We start from the raw sequence: 24,728 nt of genomic DNA, 5'->3' as shown, positions 1-24,728 counted from the left end.
GGTCCGGGCAGCCTCGATGCCCGGACGGCCATCGTCAACTCCCCCGTAACGGCGGGCCGTTAGTGTCGCCCGCCGCCTCCCGCGCACCGCCGTGTGGTTACCACGCCCCTGCGCCCCACCCCCACGAACCCATGGAACAGGTACCTCCCCATGCCCAGTGCAAGTGCACAGGAGAAGAGCTCGCCCGGACGTGAGAGCCGGGTGACCGTGAGCGTGTACGCCGGCGACCCGGTCCTGCGCGTCGGTATCGTCCATCAGCTGCGCCAGCGCCCCGAGGTCGAACTGCTCGACGAGAGCGACACGAGGCAGGCCCAGGTGTCGCTCGTGGTGGTGGACACCGTCGACGACGACGTGGCCGCCCTGCTGGACCGGCTGCGGATCAACACCGACACGCGCACCGGTCTGGTGGTCGGCACCCTCGGTTCCGGCGGGCTGCAACGCGTCATCGAGTGCGGTGTGGCGGCGGTGCTGCGGCGTTCCGAGGCCGATCACGACCAACTGCTGAACCTGGTCCTGGCGGTGGCCAACGGCGAGGGCGTGCTCCCCGGCGATCTGCTGGGCAAGCTGCTCAGTCATGTGGGCAGCCTCCAGCGTTCGGCGCTCGACCCGCGCGGGCTGTCCCTGTCCACGCTGACCACGCGCGAGGCGGACATGCTGCGCCTGGTGTCGGAGGGCCTGGACACATCGGAGATCGCCCGCAAGACCGCGTACTCGGAACGGACCGTCAAGAACGTCCTGCACGAGATCATCACCCGGCTCCAACTGCGCAACCGGGCCCACGCGGTGGGCTACGCCCTGCGCAACGGCCTTATATGACACCGCCATTGCCCGAAAGCGCACCGCGCGCTTCCCCCGGGTACGGACCCGCCGCCCTGCCGCACCGCGCACGGCCGGTGCAGAGTGGCGGAGGCGGTCCGGATGGGCACATGCAGCGGCCGCACCTGACTGCGAAGGGGACCGCGATGGGAACGGCTGACCCCGGCGGGCGGTACCGCCTGGGGAGACTCGGAACGTCGTTGCTGCTGCTGATCCCGCTGCTCGGGGTGACGGCGGCCTCCGGACAGGGCAGCGCCGCGTCCGCCCCGCGGGCGGCCGGTGCCACCGAGACCCGGGTCGCGTACGCCGGCACCGGGCACCGCAGCCTGGGCACGGTCGCCACCACCACCTCCAGCACCCCGCTGTTCGGTGCGGGCCCGGCCCACTACGACGTGCAGCCGTCCGCGCTCGGCGACCAGATGGTGTTCGCGAGCCTCCGCGACGAGAAGACCCCGCAGGTCTATCTGCGGGCCGCCGACGGTTCCGTACGGCGTCTCACCAGTGGCATGGACGCGGCGCACCCCCGGCTGACACCGGACGGGCAGTCCGTGGTGTTCGACGCGGCCGAATCCGCCGGCCTGGGCGGCGGGACGCAGCGCGACCTGTGGCTGGTGCGCACCGACGGCACGGGTCTGACGCGGCTCACCGACACCCCCGCGAACGAGGAGTGCCCGACGGTCTCCCCCGACGGGCAGCGCCTGGCGTACTCCAGTGACAGCAATCCGCTGGTCGGACAGCAGATCTATGTACGGGCCCTGACGGGCGGCACCGCCACCCTGATCACCTCCCCCGCCAACGGCACGGCCGGCGAACCCGCGTGGAACCCGGTGAACGACGACGTGAACCGGGACTGGATCGCGTACACCGCCACCACCACCGTCGACGGGACGTCCGTGCCCCGGCTGCGGATCACGAACGGGACGAGCGACGAGCCGCTGTTCGGAGGCACGTACGCGAACTGGCGTGCCCACGGGGCGGCGTGGAAGCCCGACGGGGACGGGCTGGTGTTCCTGAGCCCCGAGATCACCTGTACGTGCGAGGGCGACTACGACCACGTGTTCACTTCGACCGCGCACTCCGGCCAGGAACCCGGGCTGGTGCTCAACGAGGACCGGAAGGTCCTCTCGCCCACCTGGCTCGGCCCGGTCAACGGCGGCGGCGTGGTGGTGGAGCGCACCACGGCGGCAGCCCCCGACAAGGACCACTCCGGCGCGCACGTGGTGACGCTGCAGGACGTCCGGGCGGACGGGTCCGACCCACGCGACCTGGGGCTGCCGATCCTCAACGAGGATCCGGCGGCCGACACCAACACCGATCCCGCCAAGGACCCGCTGTTCCAGCCCGCGGCCGGGTTCGACCCGTGGACCGAGCGGCAGAACTACACGCCCGACGGCCACCGGATCGTCGTCACACGCTTCGAGAACAACGCGGCCGGCCAGCGGATCGAGCGGATCTGGACGGTGGACGCCGACGGCTCCAACGCGGCGCCGATGCCGCTCGCGGGACGCGGCGCGACCGACTGGGACACCGACCCGACGCTGTCCCCGGACGGCAAGTACCTTGCCTTCACCCGGACTTCGCCGGGCGGTGTCGGTGACGCGGCGGGTCCCAGCCGCATCCTCATCGCCGACGCGGCCACCGGCGCGATCACCGGCCAGGTCACCCCGCCGGCCGGGCAGCAGACGGGCGGCGACGCCCAGCCCACCTGGTCCTCCGACGGCACCACCCTTGCCTTCACCCGCAACGAGGTGATCGGCGGGAACGGCGGCAACAAGCACATCTGGACCGTGCCCGTGAACCACCTGGACCAGCAGCGCGACCTGAGCGCCACGATCTGCCCGGGCGACTGCGCGGTCATCGACGACAGTCCGGCGTTCTCCCCGGACGGCCTGAGCATCGCCTTCAACCGCAAGAGCGGCGGCGGCCAGGTCGACGAGCGCGACGGGATCCTCCTCACCTCCGTCTCGGGCGACGACTGCCGGGTGCTGACCCCCGCGGCCGCCCGCGGCCTGCCCGGTGCCTGCGGCCGGCAGCTGCCGGACACCTCCGTCACCGGCCCGTTCCAGCCGCGCGACGCCGCCTGGACGGCCGACGGCAAGGGCCTGGTGATCAGCTCGCGTGCCGCCGTGGCGTCCAACAGCCCCGAGAAGCTGAGCCTGTTGGACGTCGGCTCCGGTGCTCTCACGCCGCTCACCTCGGGGCTGGCGGGCCGGCAGAAGGAGCCCAGCGTCCAGCAGTCCGTGAACCTCGCGGTCCAGGCGCCCGGCACCACCCCCGACGTCACCGTCGGCAAGTCCACCACCGTCCGGGTCGGCCTCGTGAACAACGGCCCAGCCGCCTCCCCCGGCACCACCCTGACCATCGCCCCGCCGGCCGGCGTGCAGGTCACCAAGGTGACCTGGCCCGGGGGCACCTGCGACGCCGCCTCCCTGCAGTGCAACGTCGGCGTGGTGCAGCCCGGCACCACCGTCACGGTGAGCGTCACCCTCACCGGGCTCACCGCGGGCGACCAGCCGGTCGGCTGGACGGTCACCGGCACGGTCCTGGATCCGCAGCCCAGCGACAACACGGGCCAGACCGTGGTGCCGGTGCGCGCGGCCACGCCCCCGCCGACCCCCGTCCCGCCGCCCACCGTTCCCCCGCAGCCGCCCGCGCCCGACGCCGGGCCCGGCGTCAAGGTCACGGCCCAGCCCAACCCCGGCTACGTCGGCGGGCGTGTCGTGGTGACGTACACCGTGCGCAACGGGCGCAACGCGCTGGCGACCGGGCTGCGGCTGCACATCGGCCTGCCCAAGGGCATCCCGGACAACGGGCCGCCGGAGGGCTGCGACAAGGCCTGGGTGTGCGCGCTGCCCGACCTCGACCAGGGCGCGAGCACCGTCGTCCGGGTCGTCCTGTCCCCCGACAAGGCGCTGACCGGTCACGTCACCGGCCGGCTCACCACCACGGGGACGGACGCCGACAAGAGCGACAACAGCACCCGGCAGCGGCTGCGCATCCTTCAGCCGCGCATCGTCGCGGTGCCGCCGATCGGCAAGCCCGGCTTCGTCACCTCGGTGCGCGGCAAGGACTTCCCGCCGGGCGTGCCGGTGCGGTTCAGCTGGAAGCCGGGGATCACCGCGGCGGCGGCGCCGACGGTTCCGCTGCGGGACGGCACGTTCATCGGCCAGTTGCTCATTCTCGCCAAGGACCAGACCGGGCCGCGGATCATCACCGCCAAGGGCCCCGGCTTCTCCCCGGTGACGACCGACTTCCTGGTGGTCACCGGCAGTGTGCAGCCGCCGGACGAGGTGACCCGCCGGTGATCCACGAGGTCGACGAGGGGCTGCGCCGGCTGCTCGGCGAGTCCGGCCTGGAGGCGTCGGGTGTCGACGTGGTCTTCGACGCCCCCACCCGGGACTGGGCGGCGCGCCGCAGCGCCCCGACGGTCTGCGTCTTCCTGTACGACATCCGCGAGGACGCCGTCCGGCGCGGCAGCGGCTCCGGGGAGGTGTACGACGAGGACGGCCACCTCGTGGCGCGGCGCACCCCGCCGCGCTGGTTCGAGCTGACGTACCTGGTCACGGCGTGGGCGACCCGCCCGCAGGACGAACACCGGCTGCTCTCGCAGGTGCTCGGCACGCTGGTGTCCGCCGACACCCTGCCCGCGCGGCTGCTCAGCGGCACGCTCGCCGAACTCGGCCTGACCGTGGGGCTTGACACCGCCGGATCCGGTGACGCGCCGACCGCCTCCGACGTGTGGTCGGCGATGGGCGGCGAGCTGAAGGCCTCCCTCAACGTGCGGGTCACGGCACCGCTGGCCGGCATCACCAAGGCCACCGCGCCTCCGGTCACCGAGGGCCTCGTCGTACGCGCCACCCCGCGCACCGAGGACCCGGAACAGGGCCGCCGGCTGCGTTACACGGAGACGAGCGACCCGGGCGCGAGCGGCTACGCGGGCCCCCGCGACCGTCCGCCACCGGCCAGGCGCCGCCGCAGGGGGGACCGGCAGCCGTGACCCGGACAGCGGAAGCCGTGACGGTCTCGCCCACCGGTACCGAAGAGCATCTGTGGCTGCGGCTGCGCGCCGTCGAGGAACGGGTGCGGCTCGCGGTGGCGCTGCGGCGCGCGGGTGATCCCGATCCCGACGACCCCTACCGCGGCCAGTACCTCACGCCCGAGGCGGCGGCCCGCATCCTGGACGAGCCGGGCGGGCTCGGCGTGCCCGAGCAGCAGCCCTGGCAGCCCCCGGCCGGCTCCGTCCTCGGCGCTCTCGCCGCACGGTTCGCCCTGTCCTCCCTGGACCTGGACCTGCTCCTGGTTGCGATGGCACCCGACGTGGACGCACGGTTCGAACGGCTCTACGGCTATCTCAACGACGACCTGACACGTCGTCGGCCCACGGTCGGGCTCGCCCTGGAGCTGTGCGGGCTCGCCGGGGCGGCGTCCGGCCGGTTCCGGCTGGCCCCCGCGGCGCCGCTGGTCGCGGGCGGCCTGGTGGAGGTCACCGAAGCCGAACGGCCCCCGCTGTCCCGGGTGCTGACCGTCCCCGACCGGGTCACCGGGCATCTCCTGGGCAGCACGCAGCCCGACGCCCGGCTCGCCGGGGTGCTCGGCGAGGCCCGCGAGGACCCGACCGCCGAGACGGCGGAGGTCCACCGGGCGGCGGCCGCGGCCGGCACCGGTGCCGGCCTGGTCCAGCTGCGCAGCCGCGGCGGTGACGCCGGGGGGCTGGCCGTCGCGGCCCTGCGCGCGGCCGGGCTGCGCCCCCTGGTCCTGGACGCGGCGGCACTCGCCCGGCGCTCCGGCGACGTACCGGCGCTCGCCCGGGTGGTGGCGCTCGAAGCCCGGCTGACCGGTGCCGGTGTCGTCCTCGGGCCGCTGGAAGCACTGCCCGCCGAACCCGCCGAACGGGCCCGCACACTGGGCGCGCTGTGCACGGCACTGCGCGGGATCCCGCTGTTCGCGCACGGCACCCTCGGTTGGGACCCCCTGTGGGCGGCCGACACCCCCGTGGTCCTGACCGTCCCCGCGCCCTCCCCGGAACGGCAGGCCGCCCGCTGGCGGCACGCCCTGGCCCGGGCCGCGGGTGCCGGTGCCGACGACGGCGCCGACGACGTCCGCTCTGCCGATGGCACCCGTGGCTTGGTGAGCGGCGACATGGAGGCTCTCGCCCGTGCGGTCGCCGCGCATCGCCTGGACGCCGGGCAGTTGCACCGTGCCGCAGACGTCGCTGTGCGCACGGCCGCCCTCGCGGGCCGCCCGGTCCTCGCCGACGATCTGCGCGGCGCCGTGCGGGCCCAGAACGGCGCGGGGCTCGACCGGCTCGCCCGCCGGGTGGAGCCGGGGGTCGCCTGGGACGACCTGGTGCTGCCGCCGCACACCCACCGGCGGCTGCGCGAACTCGCGCTGCGCGCCCGCCATCGCGAACAGGTGCTCGGGCAGTGGGGGATGCGGCCAGGGGGCGGCCGGGGCCGCGGCGTGATCGCACTCTTCGCGGGTGAGTCGGGCACCGGCAAGACCATGTCCGCCGAGGTCGTCGCGGCGGACCTCGGCATGGACCTGTACGTGGTGGACCTGTCCACAGTTGTGGACAAGTACGTGGGTGAGACCGAGAAGAACCTGGAGCGGATCTTCACCGAGGCGTCGGCGGTCAACGCGGTGCTGCTCTTCGACGAGGCCGACGCGATCTTCGGCAAGCGCTCGGAGGTGAAGGACGCGCACGACCGGCACGCCAACATCGAGTCGGCGTACCTGCTGCAGCGCATGGAGTCGTTCGACGGGATCGCGGTGCTCACCACCAACCTGCGGGCCAACCTGGACGATGCGTTCACCCGCCGGCTGGACGTGGTCGCCGACTTCCCGGTACCCGACGCCGGCCAGCGCCTCGCCCTGTGGGAGCGCTGCCTGGGCGAACGGCTGCCCCGGGCCGCCGACCTGGACCTCACCTTCTGCGCGGACCGCTTCGAACTCGCCGGCGGCTCGATCCGGGCGTGCGCGGTGACGGCGGCGTACCTGGCGGCGGAGTCGGGCGCACCGCTCGCCATGCGCCAGCTGGTGACGGCGATCGCCCAGGAGTACCGCAAGCTCGGGCGGCTGGTCCTGGAAGGCGAGTTCGGGCCGTACCTGGCGGAGGCCACCGGGGCTTAGTCAGGACCTGTCCGGTCGATCGAGCGACCGCTCCGTGCTCGGATCCGTGATGCGGGCGTGGGGCGGGAAGATCTGTCGTGGAGCGGGGACATCTGACGGATGCCGGCCAGGAACCCACGGTGTTCCGCACATGGAAGACGCTCGCGCTTGTCTTCGGCGTGCCGGCGAACGCGGTCACGGAACTCCGAGAGGGTCCAGGCGGCCACCTCGTCGGCCACGCCGTGGCCGCCCGGCCGTGGCCGCCTGGCGTGGCCGCCTGGCCGTGGCCGCCGGCGCCTGGATCTGGCGCCCGGCCGTTACCGGCGCTCCTCATCGGCGCAGCCGTGCCCCTCGCCCCCTGATGCTGCTCTCCCCCCATGAGGCCGGCCGGCCACCGTTCGGTCAGACGGGGGGCGGCCGCCTGGTCAAGACCGGCGCTTCCAGGGACGAGGGCGACCGGCTCCGTGTCCGGTGACCCTGTGCATGGTCACCGCGACTGCACGGAGCCTCGTCCGGCTCACGGGGCTTTTACTCCCTCACCTCGATCTCGCAGTCCAGATCCGGGAACACGTCGAGCTGCTCCTTCACCGCCTCACGGACGTCGCCGGCCAGCGTCAGCGATGCCCCGGCCAGGGCGTCGGGAGCGTCCGACCGGGTGACGGATGCCACGATCGCGTTCGGGTCCACGTTCTCCAGCGCGTGGAGAACCTCGTCGAGACGGTCGTTGCGCACGGTCGTCGAGACGTAGGTACGGACAGTCATGGTCTTCTCCCTTTCGATGGCCCCTGCTGCACGGCCAGCGTCGCCCTGGCAGCCGGAGATCGCACCTCCAGCCGTCCGGTGGCACCATCGGGCGGCCGGCCTGTGGGAGCGGAGCACGCGGTGACGGACACGGCGGTCGCCCGGGAACCCACGCGGGGCTCAGGAGCCTGACGAAGCACTACTGGTCGGTGGTCATCCGGTCCTCGTAGTCCCCGTCCGAGCTGCTTCCCGGTGAGCCGTACTGGATGGTGGCGAAGGGCTGTCCGGGCGACGCCTGCCGGGAACCGTCGGACATGTCGATGTCGGAGTCGCCGGACGGGCTGCTGGACTCGGTCCCGGCGGCGGAGTCGGGCGAGTTGGTGGCGTATCCGGCGGAGGCCGTGAGCGCGTGAGGATCCCTCAGAGGCCGGCGGTCTTGAGGATGTGGGTGGCGATCACCTGGAACCTCCGCAACTGGGTCTCGATCTCGCGGGCGTAGTCCGGTGCGTCGACGGTGACGGGATAGTCGTTGCCCTTGGCCCGGTAGTGCGCGGTGATCTGCTGGTTCCCGGCGAACTTCAGCTCGACGCCCGCCGGCCAGTCCCGGGTCATCAGCAGCGGCCCGTACGGCTCGAACCAGCTGGGCAGCACCAGGGAGGTGAACCCGCCCGCGCCGGGGGCGATCCGGTCGGACGGCACGTCGGACTCGTAGGACCCCAGGTGCGCGCCCTTGGTGAGGACATCGGCGCCGGGCCTGCCGATGATCGCCATCGCGGTGTTCTGGGTCCGGTCCTGGAGCAGGGCGCGGTACTGGGCCACCGTGGCCTTGTGGGACTCCGCGAGGAGTGTGCCCTTCTTGTCGTTCACCTTGGCCGAGACCAGCATGCGGATCAGGGACTGGTCGCCCTCCGCGGCCTCGCGGATCGCGGCGAGCTCCGACTCGTCCAAGGCGGCGCCGGAGACGTCCGAGGCCATCTCGTCCAGGATCATGTCGTCGTCTTCGGGCCGCTCCATGGCCACGCTGAAACTGCCCCGGTCGCGTGCCGTCAGCGACTCGTTCACCACGCCCCGGATGCCCGCGGCCAAGCCGCCCCCGCGCGCGTCGAGCACGTTCACCGCGAGGGCCGTGCGGTCGCCCTCGTCGTTCGAACCGGTGAAGGCCATCCCCGCCTGGGACATGGTCCTGCGGCCCAGGATCCCGCTGCTGTTGATGGAGTGGATCAGGTCGATCATCGCCGCGATGCGCTCGACCTCGATGACGAGGGCCTCGCCGTCCTCCGCCCGGAGGGACGCGTCCGGCAGTCTCGGCACGTAACTCAGCACCAACTGGCCGGTGTCGCTGATGAGATGACCCTGTCCGGCGTCCGCGATGACACGGGCCGGATCGGCGACTTCGACCCCGCCCACGATGACCGCCCGCTGGACCGCGGACGCGTCTGCGGCAGCGGTGGGGTGCCCTGGTTCGCCGGTCTGCGCCGGAACCGGCCCGGCCAGCACCCGGTGGGCGTTGGCCTCGGCCTCGCGCTCGAAGCGGTCGCCGGGATCGCTGACCCTGAGCCCCGCGCCGTTGTCGGTGCCGGCGACCGGCCCCTTGCGCTGCTGGACGACGTGGGTGAGTTCATGGGCGAGGGTGTGCTTGTCGCCGCCACCCGCGCCGATCACGACATGGCTGCCGGAGGTGTAGGCGCGGGCGCCGATCGCCCGGGCCGAGCGGGCGGCCGCCGCACCGGTGTGCAGGCGTACGTCGGAGAAGTCGGCGTTGAAGCGGGACTCCATCTCCTGGCGGATCGGCCCGCCGAACCGCTTGCCGCCCGAGTTCAGGACCTCGGGCACCCCGGTGTCGAACTCCTCGGTGGCGGGCGCGGTGCGGGCGCGGCGGGCGATCATGCCGGTGACCGCGGCGTTGCCCGCGCCGCGCTGCGCCGCACGCAACACGTCGGCGGTGAGCGGGGGAGGGACGGCGGCGCCGGCCGAGGACGTCACCTGCGGGGCGGCGGCGCCGCGTACCGGCTGCCGCTGGGCCTCGGTCTCCTCGGTACGCCGTCCGGACCTCTGCATCCGCTGCCTCCTCGTCGGCGTGCTTCCCCTGCCGCTCCAGTCGACAGCGCGCGCTGACCGGGCGTCCAGGTCCGCGCGGGCAGTGTGCGGGCAGAGGTGGGCGGTGTCCGGACGGTCCGTGCGGAAGGTACGGAAAGGCAGTGGCCCTGCCCCCGGCCAGGTCCCCCGGCCCCTGCCGCCCGCCTCACCCGCCCCGCAGACTTGCCCTGGACACAGGTGCCCCGCAAGGACGTGAAGGAGCAAGCATGCCGACGTACCTCACCCCGGGCGTGTACGTGGAGGAGGTGCAGTCCGGTGCCCGACCGATCGAGGGGGTCGGCACCGCCGTCGCCGCGTTCGTAGGGTTCGCCGGGAGCGGTCCCTTCCACGCGCCGACACTGGTCACCAGCTGGGACCAGTACACCCAGCTGTTCGGCTCCTTCACCGAGGGCACCTATCTGGCCCATGCGGTGTACGGGTACTTCTCCAACGGCGGCGGCGCCGCGTACATCGTGCGCATCGGCGGCTCGGCCGATGGTGCCTCGGGCCCGTCGGCGAACGACACCGGACAGCCGAGGGCGGCCCAGCCGGTGGAGCTCGGCGGCTTCCTCGTCGCGGCCCGGCCCGGTGTGACCGGCGTGTCGGTGGAGATCGCCGACGCGGACGGCGAGAACCCGCCGGAGGACCGCTTCAAGGTGCTGGTCCGCCAGGGCGAGCAGGTGGCGGAGACGTACGAGGCCTCCGTCCGCAAGAACGTCAAGGGCTACCTGCTCACGCAGACCCGCGCCTCCAAGCTGATCGAGGTCACCGAGCAGCGCGGCGCCACGCAGAGCAGGCCCGCCGCCCAGACCGTGGCGGTGCCGGACGCCCCGGGCGCGCCCGCCACGAACGGCTCCGCCGAGGTCGTCCGCCTCGACCCCGCCGAGTACGTCGGCGACTCCGCGGCCCGCACCGGGTTCGGCGGCCTGGAGACCATCGACGAGATCACCATGGTCGCGGTGCCGGACCTGATGAGCGCCTACCAGCGCGGCGACATCGACGCCGAGGGTGTGCGCACCGTGCAGCTCGCGGTGATCTCGCACTGCGAGCAGATGGGCGACCGGGTCGCCGTCCTGGACACCCCGCCCGGCCTCAACGCCCAGCAGGTACGCACCTGGCGCAACGACGAGGCGGGCTACGACTCCCGCTACGCCGCCCTGTACTACCCGTGGGTGCGGGTCTTCGACCCGGCCGTCGGACGCAACACCACCGTCCCGCCGAGCGGTCACGTCGCCGGTGTGTGGGCGCGCAGCGACGCCGAGCGCGGGGTGCACAAGGCGCCCGCCAACGAGGTGATCCGCGGCGCGGTCGACCTCGAACTGAGGCTCAGCAAGGGCGAGCAGGACCTGCTGAACCCGATCGGCGTGAACTGCGTACGGGCCTTCCCCGGCCGGGGCATCCGGATCTGGGGCGCCCGCACGCTCTCCTCCGACCCGGCCTGGCGCTACCTGAACGTGCGCCGCCTGTTCAACTACCTCGAAGAGTCCATCCTGTTGGGCACCCAGTGGGTGGTCTTCGAGCCGAACGACGACCGCCTGTGGTCGAGCATCCGGCGCAACGTCACCGCGTTCCTCACCGAGGAGTGGCGCCGCGGCGCGCTGTTCGGCCGCACCGCCGAAGAGGCGTTCTACGTGAAGTGCGACCGCGACAACAACCCGCAGGAGTCCATCGACCAGGGCCGGGTCGTCTGTGAGATCGGCGTCTCGCCGGTCAAGCCCGCCGAGTTCGTGATCTTCCGGCTGGCGCAGTTCTCCGACAGCACCAGCCTCGTCGACGAGTGACCCCGGATCCGCAGGACCAACGGCCCCGCAAGGAAAGGTGACAGACAGTCATGGCAGAGGGCGATGCTCTTTCCACCCACGTCTTCGGCGTGCAGCTCGGCGGCTACCGGGTCGAGTCGATCCAAGAGATCAGCGGCATGACCGTCGAGGAAGATGTCGTCGAGGTCAAGCAGGTCAGCGACCAGGGCAAGCAGATCATCCGCAAGCAGCCCGGCGCCCGGCAGGCCGGCGAGGTGACGATCACCCGGGGACTCGACAAGAGCAGTGAGTTCACCAAGTGGATCAAGGAGACCCTGAACAAGGGCGCCGTCTCCTCCGCACGGCAGAACCTCACCATCGAGATCATGGACTCCGAGATGAACACGGTCCGCCGCATCCAGCTGATGCAGGGCTGGGTGTCCAAGTGGGAGGGCCCGTCGCTGAAGGCGGGCGAGTCGTCTCCGGCCACCGAGTCCGTGACGATCGTGTTCGAGGAGATCACGGTCGAATGAGGCGCCGTACGGTGACGGCGGGCAACCTGGACGAGATCCTCGCGATGACGGCGCCCGCCGCGCAGGAGCCGGAGCAGGCGGTGGCACCCCCCGCCGCCGCCCCACCCCCGCCGCCGCGGGAGGACCACGGGCTGCGCACGGAGTTCGAGTTCGAGCTGCCGCGCGGCTACGTGGACGAGGCGGGCACGGTGCACCGGCACGGCTCGATGCGGCTGGCCACCGCCCGGGACGAGCTGCGGCCGCAGATCGATCTGCGGGTCAAGGAGAACCCGGCGTATCTCAGCGTCGTGCTGCTGAGCCAGGTGATCACGCGGATCGGCGGTATCACGGACGTGCACGCCGGGATCGTGGAGCGGATGTACGCCACCGACGTGGCCTTCCTCCAGGACTTCTACCGCCGGGTCAACAGCGAGGGTCACACCCGCGCGGCCGTGACCTGCCCGCACTGCGAGGGCGGCTTCGAGGTCGACCTCTCGGGTGGGCGCCTGGGGGAATCGTGACGTACGCCCTTCCCCGGCTCCGGGAGGAGATCGCGTACATCGCCTACCACTTCCACTGGCAGCGCGAGCAGATCCTCGATCTGACCCATGACGAGCGCCGGCAGTGGGTGGCGGAGATCGCCCGTATCAACACCCGTGTGAACGAAGGCGGTTGAGCGCATGGCATGGCGGGACAGGCTGCGCCGCCGGACCGCCGCGCCGGACACCACGGAGCGTACGGGTGCGGAGCGCTCCGGCGCGGCGCCGAACGGTTCGCCGGACGCCGGCCCGGAGCCGGGCACGTCCGGCCCCGCGGGTTCCACCGTGCCCGGCGACTGGGACGGCGGCTGGCGTCGTACCGCGGCGCCGCAACTCACCGTGGCCCGCGCCCCGCTCGGGGTGAGCGACGGGCTCGCGTTCCGTGCGGGCCTCGCCTCCTGGCAGAACCCGTCGTTCGACTCGGGTCTCGGTCACGCGATGCTGCCCACCGCCCCGACCGGCCTGGTCCGCGGCGTCACCCACCCGGCCACCCCGCAGGCCGCCCGTTCCGGCGGAGGGCCGCTGCTGCTGCGCGCGCTGCGCCCGGAAGGGGCGGGCGAACAGGCGGACGGCACGCCGGCCGCCGGGCCGTCGGCAGCACCCGTACGTCCGTCCCGCGGCAAGGACGTCGCCGAAGCGGCGGACACGGGATCCGGACGCAGGCCCGTGGTCGCGCCTTCCGGAGCCAACAGCTCTGCTGGAAAGGGAAGTTCGGGCAAGGCGGCACCGCGCACCCGCGGCCTGACGGCGACGGACTCTCCCGCCGTGCTCCCCTCGTCGTCCGCTCCCGTCCAACGGGCCGCGCTGCCGGGCACCGACCCGGTCGTGACCCCCGCTCCCCCCGCACTCCCCGCCGGCACCGGCCGCCCGGCGACCGCTCCGGAAATTCCTCTGGTACGACGCGTATCCGTGCTCCCGGTCGCCGGTGCCGGCGCTGGCACGGGCACGGTGGGCTACGCGCCCAAGCCCGCCTCAAAGGCCCCGTCCGGCACCGTTTCCGGGGGCCGTACGCCCGCCGTGGCCTCGCCCGTTCGGGGAGACGGGCAGCCGGAGGCGACCCGCCCCGCCGTCAGGGCCACCCCGGCGGGGCCCGCCCTGACCGCTGCGCGGCGACCGTCCGGACCGGTGCGCCGCGTCGCAGCCCTGCGTCCCGCGCCTCCCGCGGCACCGGGCAACGGCGCCACTGCTCCCGTACAGCGTGCCACCGCCGTCGAGCCGAGCCGCGCGCCGCTCGGCAGCGGGCAGGGTGAACTGCCTGCGCCGGCCGCACCGTTGTCGGCGGGCGCCGTCGTCCCGACCGCCCCCTCCGGCCCCGCCCTGCCTGTCGTCCAGCGTCAGGCGGACGGCGGGACCGGGGCGACCGGGGCGGACACCACCCGTCCGCACGACAGCGCCGTGAACAAGCCGGTGCAGGGCGCCCCGGACGGCGCCCGGGTACGCGGCGGCCTGGGCGCACCGCTGTCCGCACTGCCGCCCAGCGCCGAAGTGCCCGGTGCCACCGCGTCCGGGTCCCGGACTGCGGGCCCCGTGCCCGCACCGGCGCCGCCCGTCGTCCAGCGGCAGTCGGACAGCACCGCCGGCACCCCACGCCCGCACGACAGCGGCGCGAAGGGAACGGCCCCCGGCGCGCCGGACGGCGCCCGGGTACGCGGCGGCCTGGGCGCACCGCTGTCCGCACTGCCGCCCAGCGCCGGTCTGCCCGGTGCCGGCGCGTCCGGCGCGCTCACGGCTCCCACCACGTCCGGCCCGGCCCTGCCCATCGTCCAGCGTCAGGCGGACGGCACACCCGACACATCGCAGGCTCCGGCACAGCAGGACCGGAGCACCCCGCCAACTCCCTTGCCGCCGACGGCAGATCGCGGCCAGGCGCGCACCGGCACGGCGCCCTCCACCACACCCGGTGCAGAGGGACCGGACGCGCCGCTGCTGGGCACGATCGACGTCCAGCGCCGCCCCGCGGACCGGGCCTCCACCGGGGCCCCCGCGTCGTCGGCCCCCGCGGACCACGGGAGTACCTCCGCCACACCTCTGGTGACGCCCGCCCCGGCGGCGTCCACGGGCGCCGGGGTCACCGAGAACCCGGCCGCGCCCGTACGACCGCCCGGTGTGCGGGCCAGCGAGCAGCGTCCCCGAGTCCCCGGCTCCCCGAGCCCGGTCGTCGTCGCCCGTGCGGTGGCCCCGGCCGCCGGAGGCAGCGAGACCGGCACCGCGCGCCCGCACACCGTCACCCACACCGGAGCGCACTCGGCTCAGGCAGCACCCCTCACCCGCCCCCTCCAACTCCTTCCCGCGCGCCCGCTCCTGCTGAGCACGCGGGCACCGGCAGGGGCGGCACCCCCCGCCGCCGCACGCTCCGGCGGCCCTCCCGTCGTGGCCGCGCGCTGGCCCGGCGCCCCGGCCGCCCACCAGGGCGACGCCGCACGGCCGTCACCGAGCCCGGCTCCGGCCACCGCCCCGATCACGCCGGCGACACCGCAGGTCCAGCGTGCCGCGTCCGCGCCCGCCGGGCGGCCGAACTCGCGCGTACGAGGCAGCGGCACGGGCGGCTCCCCCTCGGGGTCTCCCGGCACCTCCTCGGGGTCTCCTGGTTCCCCTGGCGCCACGGGCGCTTCTTTCGCCTCCCCGGGTTCTTCCGCCTCGCCCGCTGTTGTCCAGCGCGTCCCCGTCGTACGGCCCACGCCGCCCGGCCGGTCCACCGGGGCTGCTCCCGCTGTTCCGGCGCGCCCTCTGCCGGTCACCGCCCCGCAGGCGCCGCCGCTCGCCGAACGTCCGCCGAACACGGCGACACCGGTGCAGGCCGTTCCCGTGGTCCGGCCGGTGCGCGGCGGCAACGGCACGGCGGCGACCCCGGTTCAGCGCGACGCCGCCGACGGCCACGGCTCCACCCCGTCCAAGGGCGGACCGGTGAAGTCGGCGCGGTCCCAAGGCCGTTCGCGCTCGGCCTCCACGTCTGCCGCCTCCGGGACCTCCGCTTCCGGATCCGCCTCGGGATCCGCCTCCGGCAGGGGCGGGGACCGGCATGCCGGGACACCGCAGGACCCCGGTGTCGATCTGGACGACCTGGCGCGACGTCTGCTCGACCCGATGGCCCGGCTGCTGCGCACCGAACTGCGGCGCGGCCGGGAACGTACCGGCCGCCCCTACGACGGACGCCGCTGAGGACATGGAACGCAGGCGCATGGAACGGACGACGGACCGATGACCGACAACATCTTCGCCACGAGCGTGTTCTTCAGGCTCGCCATCGGCGGCAACGACCTGGGCGCGTTCCACACCTGCTCCGGCATGGGCGCCGAGGTCGAGATGGAGAGCTACGCCGAGGGCGGCAACAACGGCTTCACCTGGCAGCTGCCCGGCCGCGTGACCTGGTCGAACATCACGCTCACCCGGCCGGTCACCGCCGACACGGCGAAGATCGCGCGCTGGCTCGACGACACGCTGAAGCGGGTGGAGCCCAAGGACGGCGAGATCGTGGCGCTGAAACCGGACCTGACGCGGATCATCAGCTGGCAGGTGTTCGGGATCGTCCCGGTGCGCTGGCAGGGGCCGTCCTTCGACCCCGCCAACTCCGAGGCGGCGGTGGAGACGCTGGAGATCGCCCACCAGGGGCTGCGCCCGTCCTGACCTCTTCTCACCGAGCCGGCCCTTCCCCGCCCCTTCCCCGACCACCAGCCACCACTCGCCTCTACGCCCCGGAAAGGAGGTCCCGGCATGTCCCCAGCGGCACGCACCAGTCGGACCAGGGCCCAGCTGACCCTGAAGGAGCCGCCGGCCTCGGTCGGTGCGAAGCCGGGCGGGACGATCGCGCAGCTCGACCTCCAGTTCAACCCCTCCACCCTGGAGTTGCGCAAGACCACCGAGTGGCGGCGCACCCCCTCCCGGATGGCGGGCGAGTCGGCGCTGCCCGAGTTCGTCGGCAGCGGCCCGCGCATGCTGAGCCTGGAGGTGTTCCTGGACGCCACCGCCACCCACGACAAGTCCGTGGAGCGGGCGGTGGAGAAGCTGATGAAGGCGTGTGTGCCGACCCCGGCGAGCCTGGGCCGCAAGAAGCCGGCCAGCCCGTGGGTGCGGTTCGAATGGGGCACGGCGCGGACGACGTCGTTCGACGGGGTGATGTCGAGCCTTTCGGTGACGTACACGCTCTTCGACGTGGACGGCACGCCGCTCAGGGCCACCTGCGCGCTGTCCATCGAGGAGGCGAGCGTCGACCCGCCGGGCCAGAACCCGACATCCGGCGCACGCACCGCCCGCAGCACGCACACCGTGGTGGCGGGCGACAGTCTGGCCCTGCTGGCCTGGCGGGAGTACGGCGACGCGACCGCCTGGCGGGCCATCGCCGAGGCGAACGGAATCGACGATCCGATGGCGCTCGTACCCGGCACCGAACTGGTGGTGCCCGGGCTGCGGGACGCGGGCGGTGAGGAGGAGCGGTGACCACACCCGAGGCACGGGGCGGTCGGTTGTTCGCGGCGGACCCCGTCGTGGAGACGCCCGCCGAACTACCGCCGATCTGGGCCGCCCAGCTGGTGAGTTGCGTGGTGGACGAGAACGTGGGCCTGCCGGATGCGGCACAGCTCACCTTCCGTGACCCCGATCACGAGTTCCTGAAGGCGACCGGCATCACCATCGGCACCCCGCTGAGGGTGTCGGTGGTGACCGTGTCCGGGCAGGCGCGCGAGCGGCTGTTCAACGGCGAGGTGACGGCCCTGGAGGTGGACCGGGACAGCACCGGCTCCTTCACGGTGGTGCGCGCCTATTCCAAGGCGCACCGTCTGCAGCGGGGCCGCAAGGTGGTGGCGTACCGCAACATGACGGCCGCGGCGATCGTCCGCAAGGTCGCCGCCGGGGCCGGGCTGACCTGCGGAAAGGTGGAGGCCGCGCCGGTCACGTACAAGCAGCTCTCGCAGGCGAACGTGTCCGACTGGGATTTCCTGCAGTACCTGGCGGGCGAGAGCGGCGCGCAGGTGCGCGTCGACGACAAGGGCGTGCTGCAGTTCACCAAGCCCGAGAAGGCGTCCGGCGCGCCCGCGCCCTCGACCCCGGCCACCCGCAATCCGATGGTGCTGGAGTACGGGCGCAACCTGCTGGCGCTGCGGGCCTCCCTGTCGGCCGCCGACGGCGCCTCGCAGGTGGAGGTGCGCGGCTGGGACGTCACCACGAAGCGGCCGCTGGTGGCCCGCAAGCCGTCGGTGAACAGCGAGACCGTGGTGCCGGGCCTGAGCCCGGCGTTCGCGGCCCGGTTCGGCAAGTCCGCCAAGCTGACCGTCACCGACACCCCGTACCGCACCCAGGCCGAGACGACCGCGGTCGCCGACGCCGTGGCCGATCAGGTCAGCGCGGCCTTCGGCGAGCTGGAGGTGCTGGCCGAGGGCAACCCGCGGCTGCGCGCGGGCAGGCCCGTGGCCCTCGGCAACGTGGGGCAGGCGTTCTCCGGCAAGTACACGGCGACGGCGGTGCAGCACGTTGTGGAGCCGCACGGCGGATACCGGACGACGGTGTGGGTCAGCGCCAGCCCGGACCGCTCGCTCGCGGGCCTGGTGACCGGCGCCAACGCGCCCGGCCGCGGACCGCGCATGCCGGGTCTGGCGATCGGCGTCGTGACGGACGTACGCGAGCCGGGCGGCGCCCAGAGCGGTGGCGTACGGCTGAAGTTCCCCTGGCTGGACGACAGTTACGTCACCGACTGGGTGCGCACCGTTCAGTGGGGCGGCAAGGGCGGCGGTGGCGTGGTGAGTCCCGAGGTCAACGACGAGGTCCTGGTCGGCTTCGAACAGGGCCTGCTGGACAGCCCGTATGTCATCGGCGGGCTCTACAACGGTGTGGACCTGCCCTCGAAGCACGACGTGCCACTCGTCGACGGCACCTCCGGGAAAGTCAACCGCCGTTCCCTGGTGTCGCGTTCGGGGCACCGGGTGGAACTGCTCGACGCACGGGCACCGGGGCCCTCCGGGGTGCGGCTGAGGTCCGCCGACGAGCGCCTCGAAGTGTTCCTGGACGACCGGCAGGACCGGATCGAGCTGAAGGTGTACGCCGGGAGGGGCAGCAAGCAGCCCCTCTCCTCCGTCGTGCTCGACAAGAAGGGCATCACCCTGGACGCGGGGCGGGGCGACGTGAGCGTGTCGGGCCGGAACGTGGACATCCAGGGCCGGGTCGGGGTGAGGATCGGCGGCCGCGACGTGGACATCAACGGCAGCTCGAACGTGAACATCAAGGGCCGCACGGGCGTCACCGTCGACGGCGGTCTGCTCGGCGTCCTCAAGGCCAAGCTCATCCGGATCAACTGACCCTCCGTCCCCTACCCGTCGCAAGGAGCTTCCCAATGCCAGCCGCAGCCCGTACCGGCGACCAGACCAGCCACGGCGGCGCGGTCGGTACCCCGCCGCCCATGGCCGCCAGGGCCGTGGCCACCGTGTGGATCGGCGGCAAGCCCGCCGCCGTCGTGGGCAGCCTGGTCGCCTGCCCGATCCCGCCGCACGCCGCCCTGGGACCGGCCAACGTGATCAAGCCCGACCCGAGCTCGCTCGCCAAGGGCCAGGTCCTCATCGGCGGATTGCCGGCCGCACGGCAGCGCGACCAGTCGACCTGCGGCGCGATGGTCATGATGGGCGCCCTCAACGTCCTGATCGGGGGCGTGTGATGAGTGAACGCTTCATCGGGCGCGGCTGGGCGTTCCCCATGCGGGTCGGGCCGACCGGCGGGATCGGCATGGTCGAGCGGGCCCAGGAGATCGAGGAGGCCATCCGCCTCGTCCTCGGCACGGCACCGGGCGAGCGGCCGATGCGCCCCGAGTTCGGCTGCGGCATCCACGACTACGTCTTCGCTCCCGGTGACGGCGCCACCGCCGGACGTATCGCCCAGCAGGTGCGCGAGGCCCTGGAGCGGTGGGAGCCGCGCATCGCCGTGGAGGACGTGGTGGTCGCCTTCGACGCGGTCGAGGCCGGGACCCTCTACATCGACGTGCACTACACGGTGCGTACCACCAACGACCGGCGCAACCTGGTCTTTCCCTTCTACACGATCCCCTCCGAGGAGGGGGCCGAGGAAATGGTCGCCGACTGATGGCTCTGCCCTCCCCCAATCTGGACGACCGGCGGTTCCAGCAGCTCGTCGACGAGGCCAAGCGGTACGTGCAGCAGCGCGCCCCGGAGTGGACCGACCACAACGTGTCCGACCCGGGCGTCACGCTGATCGAGACGTTCGCCTATCTCGTGGACCAGCTGCTGTACCGGCTCAACCGGGTGCCGGACAAGAACTACACCGCGTTTCTCGACCTGTTGGGCATCCGCCTGTTCCCGCCCGCCGCGGCCGGGGCCGACGTCGACTTCTGGCTGTCGGCGCCGCAGCCCGACACGGTGGCGCTGCCCGCGGGCACCGAGGTGACCAGCGCGCGCGGCGACAGCGGCGAGAGCGACGAGGCCGTGGTGTTCGCGACCACGGACGAACTGCGCATCGTGCCCAGCGAGTTGACGCGTCTGGTGACCGCACCCCGCACCGGCGAGCAGACCGACCGGACCAGGGAGATCTCCGAGGGCGGCGACGTGCCGTGCTTCCAGGCGACACCGGAGCCCGGCGACGCGCTGCTGTTCGGCCTGCCCACGGCGGTGCCGCGCTGCATCGTCGCGGTGAACCTGGACAGCCGCGTGGAGGGCGTCGGTGTGGACCCGCGCCAGCCCCCGCTGGTGTGGGAGGCCTGGGACGGCAGCGGCTGGCGGCTGTGCGAGACCGGCGCGGACACCACCGGCGGCCTCAACCGGCCCGGCGAGGTCATCGTCCACGTCCCGGCCGGGCACACGGCGTCGGTGATCGGCGGCACCCGGGCCGGCTGGCTGCGCTGCCGGGTCACCGAGGCGGAGCCGGGCCAGCCGTTCTACTCGGAGTCCCCGACGGTGCGCGAGGCGGCGGTGTTCACCGTGGGCGGCACCATGTCCGTCGAGCACGCCGAGACCGTGACCGACGTGCCGCTCGGTACCTCGGAGGGGGTGTCGGGGCAGACGTTCCGGCTCGGCCGCCCGCCGGTCCTCCTGGACGGCGAACCGCCCGTGGTGGAGGTGTCCTCCGCCGAGGGCTGGCAGCGCTGGGAGGTGGTGGAGCACTTCGGCCGCTCCGGGCCCGCCGACCGGCATGTCCGCGTGGACGCCACCACAGGCGAGTTCATGTTCCCCCCGGTGCTGCGCGAGCCGGACGGCACGCTGCGCCAGTGCGGCGCCGTACCGCCGAAGGGAACGCAGATCAGGGTGGCCCGCTACCGCACCGGCGGCGGACCGGCGGGCAATGTCGCCCGCGGTGCGATCTCCGTGCTGCGCAGCTCCGTTCCGTACGTCGCCCGGGTCACCAACCGGGAGGCGGCGCGCGGCGGCGTGCCCGGGGAGACCCTCGACAACGCCAAGCTGCGGGCGCCGGACGCGCTGCGGATGCAGGAACGCGCGGTGACCGCCGAGGACTACGAGATCATCAGCCGCCAGGCGGCGCCCTCGGTGCGGCGGGTGCGCTGTCTGCCCGCCGCGGACGGGCCCGGCGCGGTACGGGTCCTGGTGGTGCCGGACGCGGTCGCCGACGAGGGCGACGACCGGCTTCGCTTCGAGCAGCTGATCCCCTCCGACCAGGTGCTGGAGACCATCACCGCGAGCCTCGACGAACGACGCCTGATCGGCACCCGCCTCGTGGTGGAGCCGCCGGTCTACCAGGGCGTCACCGTGGTGGCCCGGCTCGCGGCGGCGCCGGGCGACACCGACCGGGTGCGCGACGCGGCGCTCGCCGCGCTGTTCCGGCACCTCAACCCGCTGCACGGCGGACCGGACGGCACCGGATGGCCCTTCGGGCGGCCGGTGCAGTACGGCGAGGTGTTCGGCATCCTCCAACGCGCCACCGGCAACGCGCTGGTGGAGGACATCCGGCTGTTCCCCGCCGACCCGATCACCGGACGGCGCGGCGCGCCGTCCGACCGCATCGACGTGGCCGCGGGCGCCCTGGTCTTCTCCTACCAGCACCAGGTGGTCGTCACGGCCATCGAGCCGGAGGCGCGGGGATGAGCCGCGCCGCCGTACCCGGCCTGCCCAGCCGGCACCCGATCGGTGAGCAACTGCCCGCCCTGTACGCCGACGACGACTTCGCGCAGCGCTTCACCGCGGGCCTCGACACCGTCCTCGCCCCGGTGTTCACCACCCTCGACAACCTGCCCGCCTACCTCGATCCCCGAATCGCTCCGACGGACTTCCTGGCCTGGCTGGCGTCGTGGGTGGGCGCCACCGACGATCCGCAGTGGCCGGTGGAGCGGCGCCGCGAGGCGGTCGTCCGGGCGGTGGAGCTGCACCGGTGGCGTGGCACCCGGCGCGGCCTGGTCGAGGCCCTGCGGCTCGCGCTCGGTGTGCACGCCGAGGTGAGCGACGACGGCGGTTCGTGGTGGTCGGGCACCGCCGGAGCCGACCTGCCGCCGCGGCCCCCCGCCGAGCCCCTGGTCCGGGTGTGGCCGGATCGCGAGGAGCGGGTGGACGTGGGCAGGGTCCGCGAGATCGTCCGGGCCATGAGCCCGGTGCACACCGTCTGCCGGGTGGAGGTCCTGCCCGGCCCACCCGCCGACGAAGGGAGGTGACGTCATGCGCGCATGTCCCGCGTGCGGGGCGTCCAACGGCCCCGGGGACGATTTCTGCGGCAACTGCGGAACGTACCTGGGCTGGTCGGAAGAGCCACAGGCCGCGAGCACCCCGGCGGCCACGTCCCCGGAGCGGCCGGAACAGGAGCCGTCCGAACCTGAGCCGTCCGTACAAGAGCCGTCCGTACCGGAGCCGGAGCCGAGCGCACCCACGCAGTCTCCGGCGCCGGCACCGTCCGCGGACAACGCACCCACCTCCTCCGCACCTGCCCGCACCTCGACGCTGCGCAGCCGGCTGACCGGCCGGAGCCGCAGCGAGGCGGACGGGCCGGGCACCGACACACGCTCCGGCGCCGGCGAGCGCCCGGACACCCCGCCCGGCCAGGACGGCACGCCAAGCCCTCCGCCCCCGGCTCGACCCGCCGACGTCCGCACCGAGGAAACCCGGGAGGCTCCCCCCACCGCGCCGCCCGCGCCCGCAGCATCACCCGCCCCCGCCGGATCCTCCGGATCCGCGAGCGGCGTGTCCGCAACGGCCGACGGTTCGGGAACCGCCGTACCCCGTACGGGAGATGGGCCCGGACCGGCCGTGTCCGGTACGCCGCCACGACCCCCGCAGCCCCCGGCCGCACCACCGGTCCGCCCCACCGCCTCCGCTCCGGCCAACCGGGACATGCCGGGCCCCCGGCAACCGGCCTCCCCCGGGACACCGGCACCTGAACCTGCGCCTGCACAGGACCCCATCGTGGCCGTGCGCCCCGCGAAGCCACAGGCTCCACGCCCCGTCGTACGGCCCACGGTGGTGCCGGACGAAGTGGCGGGGAGGCCCTGTCCCTCCTGCGGTACGCCCAACCCGCCGGACCGCAGGTTCTGCCGGCGCTGTGCGACCGATCTGAAGCCGACCGCGAAGGCCGCTCCGTTGCCGTGGTGGCGGACCGTGTGGCCGTTCCGCCGCCGGGTGCGGGCGGGTTCGGGCCGTGCAGTGCGGCTGCTGGTGATCCTGGCCGTCGTGGTGGCCCTGTGCGCGGGCGTCTTCCTGCTGCTGCCGGCCGGCCGCGCCCTGTTCGAGGACACCCGCGACAAGCTGTCCGACCCCAAGGCCGTGACACCGTCGGGCATCGAGGCGAGCGCCCAGATCCCCGGGCACCCGGCGAAGAACACCACCGACGGCCTGAGGAACCGCTACTGGGGCATGCCCGCGGCCGGCGCCTCGGTGACGTACACCTTCGGCAAGCCGTTCCGGATGGTCGACCTGATCATCACCAACGGCGCGTCCAAGGAACCGCAGGAGTACGCCCGCGAGGGGCGCGCACTCCAGATGGACCTGGAGGTGACGACGGCGGACGGCGAGCGGCACGACAAGGAGCTGACCCTCAGCGACAAGCCGGGCGCGCAGCCGATCCCCACCGGGATCAGCGACGTGAAGAAGGTGCGCCTGGTGCTGCACTCGGCCACCGGCCTGAAGCCGGGCCGCCATCTGGCCCTGGCGGAGGTGGAGTTCTTCCAGCGAGGGTGATCGAGCGGGGCTGATCGATGGGGTGATCGCGCGGGTGATCGCGCGGGTTGATCAGGCGCTACGAAGCCCTCTCGGGCCCTCGCTCACCGCCGCCGGCCGGCCCGGCACCTGCTGGAGGAGGCGGCGCGGGGACATGTCGCCGGGGGACGGGGCGAGGTCGTGCGCCGCAGCCGGGACGATCCCGTCACACGCTGACCCTCGACCTGCGCAGCAGCTCCGTCGCCTCCCGCGCCACACCAGGCGCCGCGAGGAGCAACGGCTCGTCGTAGGCGGGCAGTTCGGGCACCGCCACCGCGCCCGCCTCCGTCGCGATCAGCAGGGCGGGAAGCCCGTCGACGTGGTGGAACTCGCCGATCGCAGCGGCGGTGGCGCGGCCTGCCGCCACCTGGACCAGGGACAGGGCCGTGGAGCCCATCACGCGGACCGTGCAGTGGCGGTCCGCGAGGGTGGCGAGGAGGGTGTCCATGCCGGGCCAGTGGGCATGGGCCGCCCATTCCGTCATGAAGACGTGCCCGGTGAGGGTGGTGTGGCCGGCCGCCCGGACGGGGGTGCCGTTGAGGTGGGCTCCCCTGCCCCGGACCGCGGTGAACGTCTCGCCCCGCCAGGGGTCCGCCACCAGGCCGAGCAACGGGGTGCCGTCGGCCGCCGCCAGGCCCAGGGAGAAGGAGCACCAGCCGAGGCCGTGGGCGTAGTTGGTCGTGCCGTCGACGGGGTCGACCAGCCAGTGCGGGGCGCCCGGGGTGCCTTCCGTACGGCCGTACTCCTCGCCCACAATCCCGTGCCCGGGGAAGGCCCGGCCGAGCGTCGCCCGGACGTGTGCCTCCACCGCCTCGTCCGTGTCGGTGACGATGTCCGCGGGGCTGTCCTTCTCCCGTACGTCGGTCGCTGTGTCCGGGGTGCGCGGACGCCGGATCACCTCCGAGGCCCAGGCCGCCAGCCCGGTCGCGACCTCCAGGGCCCGGTCCAGATCCAGGTCCAGGTCCCCCCCGTCCGGATCCGGGTTCACATCATGCTCCGGCACAGTTCTCCACCACGCCCTCAGGATCGTTGCTGATCGAGTCACCGCGATCGTGCCAGAGCCCCCGGACGGTG

General features: G+C 73.6%; 20 protein-coding genes. 17 read left to right on the top strand and 3 right to left on the bottom strand.

Going from position 1 to position 24,728, the window contains the following annotated elements; all coding sequences use genetic code 11:
• Positions 1 to 150 precede the first annotated feature (150 nt).
• From OOK07_RS22445 to OOK07_RS22430, 4 genes are all read left to right on the top strand, one after another.
• A complete protein-coding gene (locus tag OOK07_RS22445; RefSeq protein WP_266682561.1) occupies positions 151 to 816 on the top strand; it encodes a helix-turn-helix transcriptional regulator in 666 nt (221 codons plus the stop codon).
• 146 nt (positions 817 to 962) lie between these two features.
• Positions 963 to 4,121 (top strand): hypothetical protein, encoded by a 3,159-nt coding sequence (locus OOK07_RS22440; RefSeq protein WP_266682560.1) that lies wholly within the window; start codon positions 963 to 965, stop codon positions 4,119 to 4,121.
• Positions 4,118 to 4,813: a Pvc16 family protein gene (locus OOK07_RS22435; protein WP_266798142.1), complete on the top strand. Its 696-nt coding sequence runs from the start codon at positions 4,118 to 4,120 to the stop codon at positions 4,811 to 4,813. Before OOK07_RS22440 ends, OOK07_RS22435 begins: the two co-directional genes overlap by 4 nt.
• Positions 4,810 to 6,945 (top strand): AAA family ATPase, encoded by a 2,136-nt coding sequence (locus OOK07_RS22430; protein ID WP_266798140.1) that lies wholly within the window; start codon positions 4,810 to 4,812, stop codon positions 6,943 to 6,945. The genes OOK07_RS22435 and OOK07_RS22430 overlap by 4 nt, the downstream gene beginning before the upstream one ends.
• A gap of 507 nt (positions 6,946 to 7,452) precedes the next feature.
• Here OOK07_RS22430 and OOK07_RS22425 read toward each other — a convergent pair.
• Both OOK07_RS22425 and OOK07_RS22420 read right to left on the bottom strand, forming a co-directional pair.
• Positions 7,453 to 7,686, bottom strand: coding sequence for a hypothetical protein (locus OOK07_RS22425; RefSeq protein WP_266682557.1), 234 nt, complete (start codon positions 7,684 to 7,686; stop codon positions 7,453 to 7,455).
• Between the two features lie 399 nt (positions 7,687 to 8,085).
• The gene (locus tag OOK07_RS22420) at positions 8,086 to 9,723 is read right to left on the bottom strand and encodes an eCIS core domain-containing protein (RefSeq protein WP_266798138.1); all 1,638 of its coding nucleotides are present in this window, start codon (positions 9,721 to 9,723) and stop codon (positions 8,086 to 8,088) included.
• Positions 9,724 to 9,968: 245 nt separating this feature from the next.
• Here OOK07_RS22420 and OOK07_RS22415 point away from each other — a divergent pair, with 245 nt between their 5' ends.
• The 13 genes from OOK07_RS22415 (at position 9,969) to OOK07_RS22355 (ending at position 23,636) form a co-directional block, all read left to right on the top strand.
• Positions 9,969 to 11,522 (top strand): phage tail sheath family protein, encoded by a 1,554-nt coding sequence (locus OOK07_RS22415; protein WP_266682555.1) that lies wholly within the window; start codon positions 9,969 to 9,971, stop codon positions 11,520 to 11,522.
• 50 nt (positions 11,523 to 11,572) lie between these two features.
• Positions 11,573 to 12,013, top strand: coding sequence for a phage tail protein (locus tag OOK07_RS22410; protein WP_266682554.1), 441 nt, complete (start codon positions 11,573 to 11,575; stop codon positions 12,011 to 12,013).
• Entirely contained in the window at positions 12,010 to 12,513 is a 504-nt protein-coding gene (locus tag OOK07_RS22405) for a hypothetical protein (protein WP_266682553.1), read from the top strand. The genes OOK07_RS22410 and OOK07_RS22405 overlap by 4 nt, the downstream gene beginning before the upstream one ends.
• Positions 12,510 to 12,668 (top strand): DUF6760 family protein, encoded by a 159-nt coding sequence (locus tag OOK07_RS22400; RefSeq protein WP_266682552.1) that lies wholly within the window; start codon positions 12,510 to 12,512, stop codon positions 12,666 to 12,668. Before OOK07_RS22405 ends, OOK07_RS22400 begins: the two co-directional genes overlap by 4 nt.
• 4 nt (positions 12,669 to 12,672) lie before the next feature.
• Positions 12,673 to 15,690: a hypothetical protein gene (locus tag OOK07_RS22395; protein ID WP_266798135.1), complete on the top strand. Its 3,018-nt coding sequence runs from the start codon at positions 12,673 to 12,675 to the stop codon at positions 15,688 to 15,690.
• A 39-nt stretch (positions 15,691 to 15,729) separates the two neighbouring features.
• A complete protein-coding gene (locus OOK07_RS22390; protein WP_266518219.1) occupies positions 15,730 to 16,155 on the top strand; it encodes a phage tail protein in 426 nt (141 codons plus the stop codon).
• Positions 16,156 to 16,242: 87 nt separating this feature from the next.
• Positions 16,243 to 16,965: a CIS tube protein gene (locus OOK07_RS22385; RefSeq protein ID WP_266682550.1), complete on the top strand. Its 723-nt coding sequence runs from the start codon at positions 16,243 to 16,245 to the stop codon at positions 16,963 to 16,965.
• Positions 16,962 to 18,815, top strand: a complete 1,854-nt coding sequence (locus OOK07_RS22380) for a VgrG-related protein (protein WP_266682549.1) — start codon at positions 16,962 to 16,964, stop codon at positions 18,813 to 18,815. The genes OOK07_RS22385 and OOK07_RS22380 overlap by 4 nt, the downstream gene beginning before the upstream one ends.
• 35 nt (positions 18,816 to 18,850) lie before the next feature.
• The gene (locus OOK07_RS22375) at positions 18,851 to 19,168 is read left to right on the top strand and encodes a PAAR domain-containing protein (RefSeq protein WP_266682548.1); all 318 of its coding nucleotides are present in this window, start codon (positions 18,851 to 18,853) and stop codon (positions 19,166 to 19,168) included.
• Positions 19,168 to 19,590: a gp25 family contractile injection system sheath assembly initiator gene (locus tag OOK07_RS22370; protein WP_266682547.1), complete on the top strand. Its 423-nt coding sequence runs from the start codon at positions 19,168 to 19,170 to the stop codon at positions 19,588 to 19,590. Before OOK07_RS22375 ends, OOK07_RS22370 begins: the two co-directional genes overlap by 1 nt.
• Positions 19,590 to 21,560: a putative baseplate assembly protein gene (locus OOK07_RS22365; RefSeq protein WP_266682546.1), complete on the top strand. Its 1,971-nt coding sequence runs from the start codon at positions 19,590 to 19,592 to the stop codon at positions 21,558 to 21,560. Before OOK07_RS22370 ends, OOK07_RS22365 begins: the two co-directional genes overlap by 1 nt.
• Positions 21,557 to 22,120 carry a phage tail protein gene (locus OOK07_RS22360; RefSeq protein WP_266798132.1) on the top strand — a complete coding sequence of 188 codons (564 nt, stop codon included), beginning with the start codon at positions 21,557 to 21,559 and terminating at the stop codon, positions 22,118 to 22,120. The genes OOK07_RS22365 and OOK07_RS22360 overlap by 4 nt, the downstream gene beginning before the upstream one ends.
• Before the next feature lie 745 nt (positions 22,121 to 22,865).
• Positions 22,866 to 23,636: an NADase-type glycan-binding domain-containing protein gene (locus OOK07_RS22355; protein WP_266682544.1), complete on the top strand. Its 771-nt coding sequence runs from the start codon at positions 22,866 to 22,868 to the stop codon at positions 23,634 to 23,636.
• A gap of 184 nt (positions 23,637 to 23,820) precedes the next feature.
• Here OOK07_RS22355 and OOK07_RS22350 read toward each other — a convergent pair whose 3' ends face one another.
• The gene (locus tag OOK07_RS22350) at positions 23,821 to 24,657 is read right to left on the bottom strand and encodes an inositol monophosphatase family protein (RefSeq protein WP_266798130.1); all 837 of its coding nucleotides are present in this window, start codon (positions 24,655 to 24,657) and stop codon (positions 23,821 to 23,823) included.
• Positions 24,658 to 24,728 lie beyond the last annotated feature (71 nt).

It is taken from the genome of Streptomyces sp. NBC_00078 (genome assembly GCF_026343335.1).
Classification (GTDB): Bacteria; Actinomycetota; Actinomycetes; order Streptomycetales; family Streptomycetaceae; genus Streptomyces.
This window is presented reverse-complemented; position numbering and strand designations above follow the sequence as displayed.

Bases quoted from the DNA above. Each gene is read 5' to 3' on its own strand.
- OOK07_RS22445 (WP_266682561.1), top strand. From the start codon at position 151: ATGCCCAGTGCAAGTGCACAGGAGAAGAGCTCGCCCGGACGTGAGAGC.
- OOK07_RS22440 (WP_266682560.1), top strand. From the start codon at position 963: ATGGGAACGGCTGACCCCGGCGGGCGGTACCGCCTGGGGAGACTCGGA.
- OOK07_RS22425 (WP_266682557.1), bottom strand. From the start codon at position 7,686: ATGACTGTCCGTACCTACGTCTCGACGACCGTGCGCAACGACCGTCTC.
- OOK07_RS22420 (WP_266798138.1), bottom strand. From the start codon at position 9,723: ATGCAGAGGTCCGGACGGCGTACCGAGGAGACCGAGGCCCAGCGGCAG.
- OOK07_RS22415 (WP_266682555.1), top strand. From the start codon at position 9,969: ATGCCGACGTACCTCACCCCGGGCGTGTACGTGGAGGAGGTGCAGTCC.
- OOK07_RS22410 (WP_266682554.1), top strand. From the start codon at position 11,573: ATGGCAGAGGGCGATGCTCTTTCCACCCACGTCTTCGGCGTGCAGCTC.
- OOK07_RS22405 (WP_266682553.1), top strand. From the start codon at position 12,010: ATGAGGCGCCGTACGGTGACGGCGGGCAACCTGGACGAGATCCTCGCG.
- OOK07_RS22395 (WP_266798135.1), top strand. From the start codon at position 12,673: ATGGCATGGCGGGACAGGCTGCGCCGCCGGACCGCCGCGCCGGACACC.
- OOK07_RS22390 (WP_266518219.1), top strand. From the start codon at position 15,730: ATGACCGACAACATCTTCGCCACGAGCGTGTTCTTCAGGCTCGCCATC.
- OOK07_RS22385 (WP_266682550.1), top strand. From the start codon at position 16,243: ATGTCCCCAGCGGCACGCACCAGTCGGACCAGGGCCCAGCTGACCCTG.
- OOK07_RS22375 (WP_266682548.1), top strand. From the start codon at position 18,851: ATGCCAGCCGCAGCCCGTACCGGCGACCAGACCAGCCACGGCGGCGCG.
- OOK07_RS22370 (WP_266682547.1), top strand. From the start codon at position 19,168: ATGAGTGAACGCTTCATCGGGCGCGGCTGGGCGTTCCCCATGCGGGTC.
- OOK07_RS22365 (WP_266682546.1), top strand. From the start codon at position 19,590: ATGGCTCTGCCCTCCCCCAATCTGGACGACCGGCGGTTCCAGCAGCTC.
- OOK07_RS22360 (WP_266798132.1), top strand. From the start codon at position 21,557: ATGAGCCGCGCCGCCGTACCCGGCCTGCCCAGCCGGCACCCGATCGGT.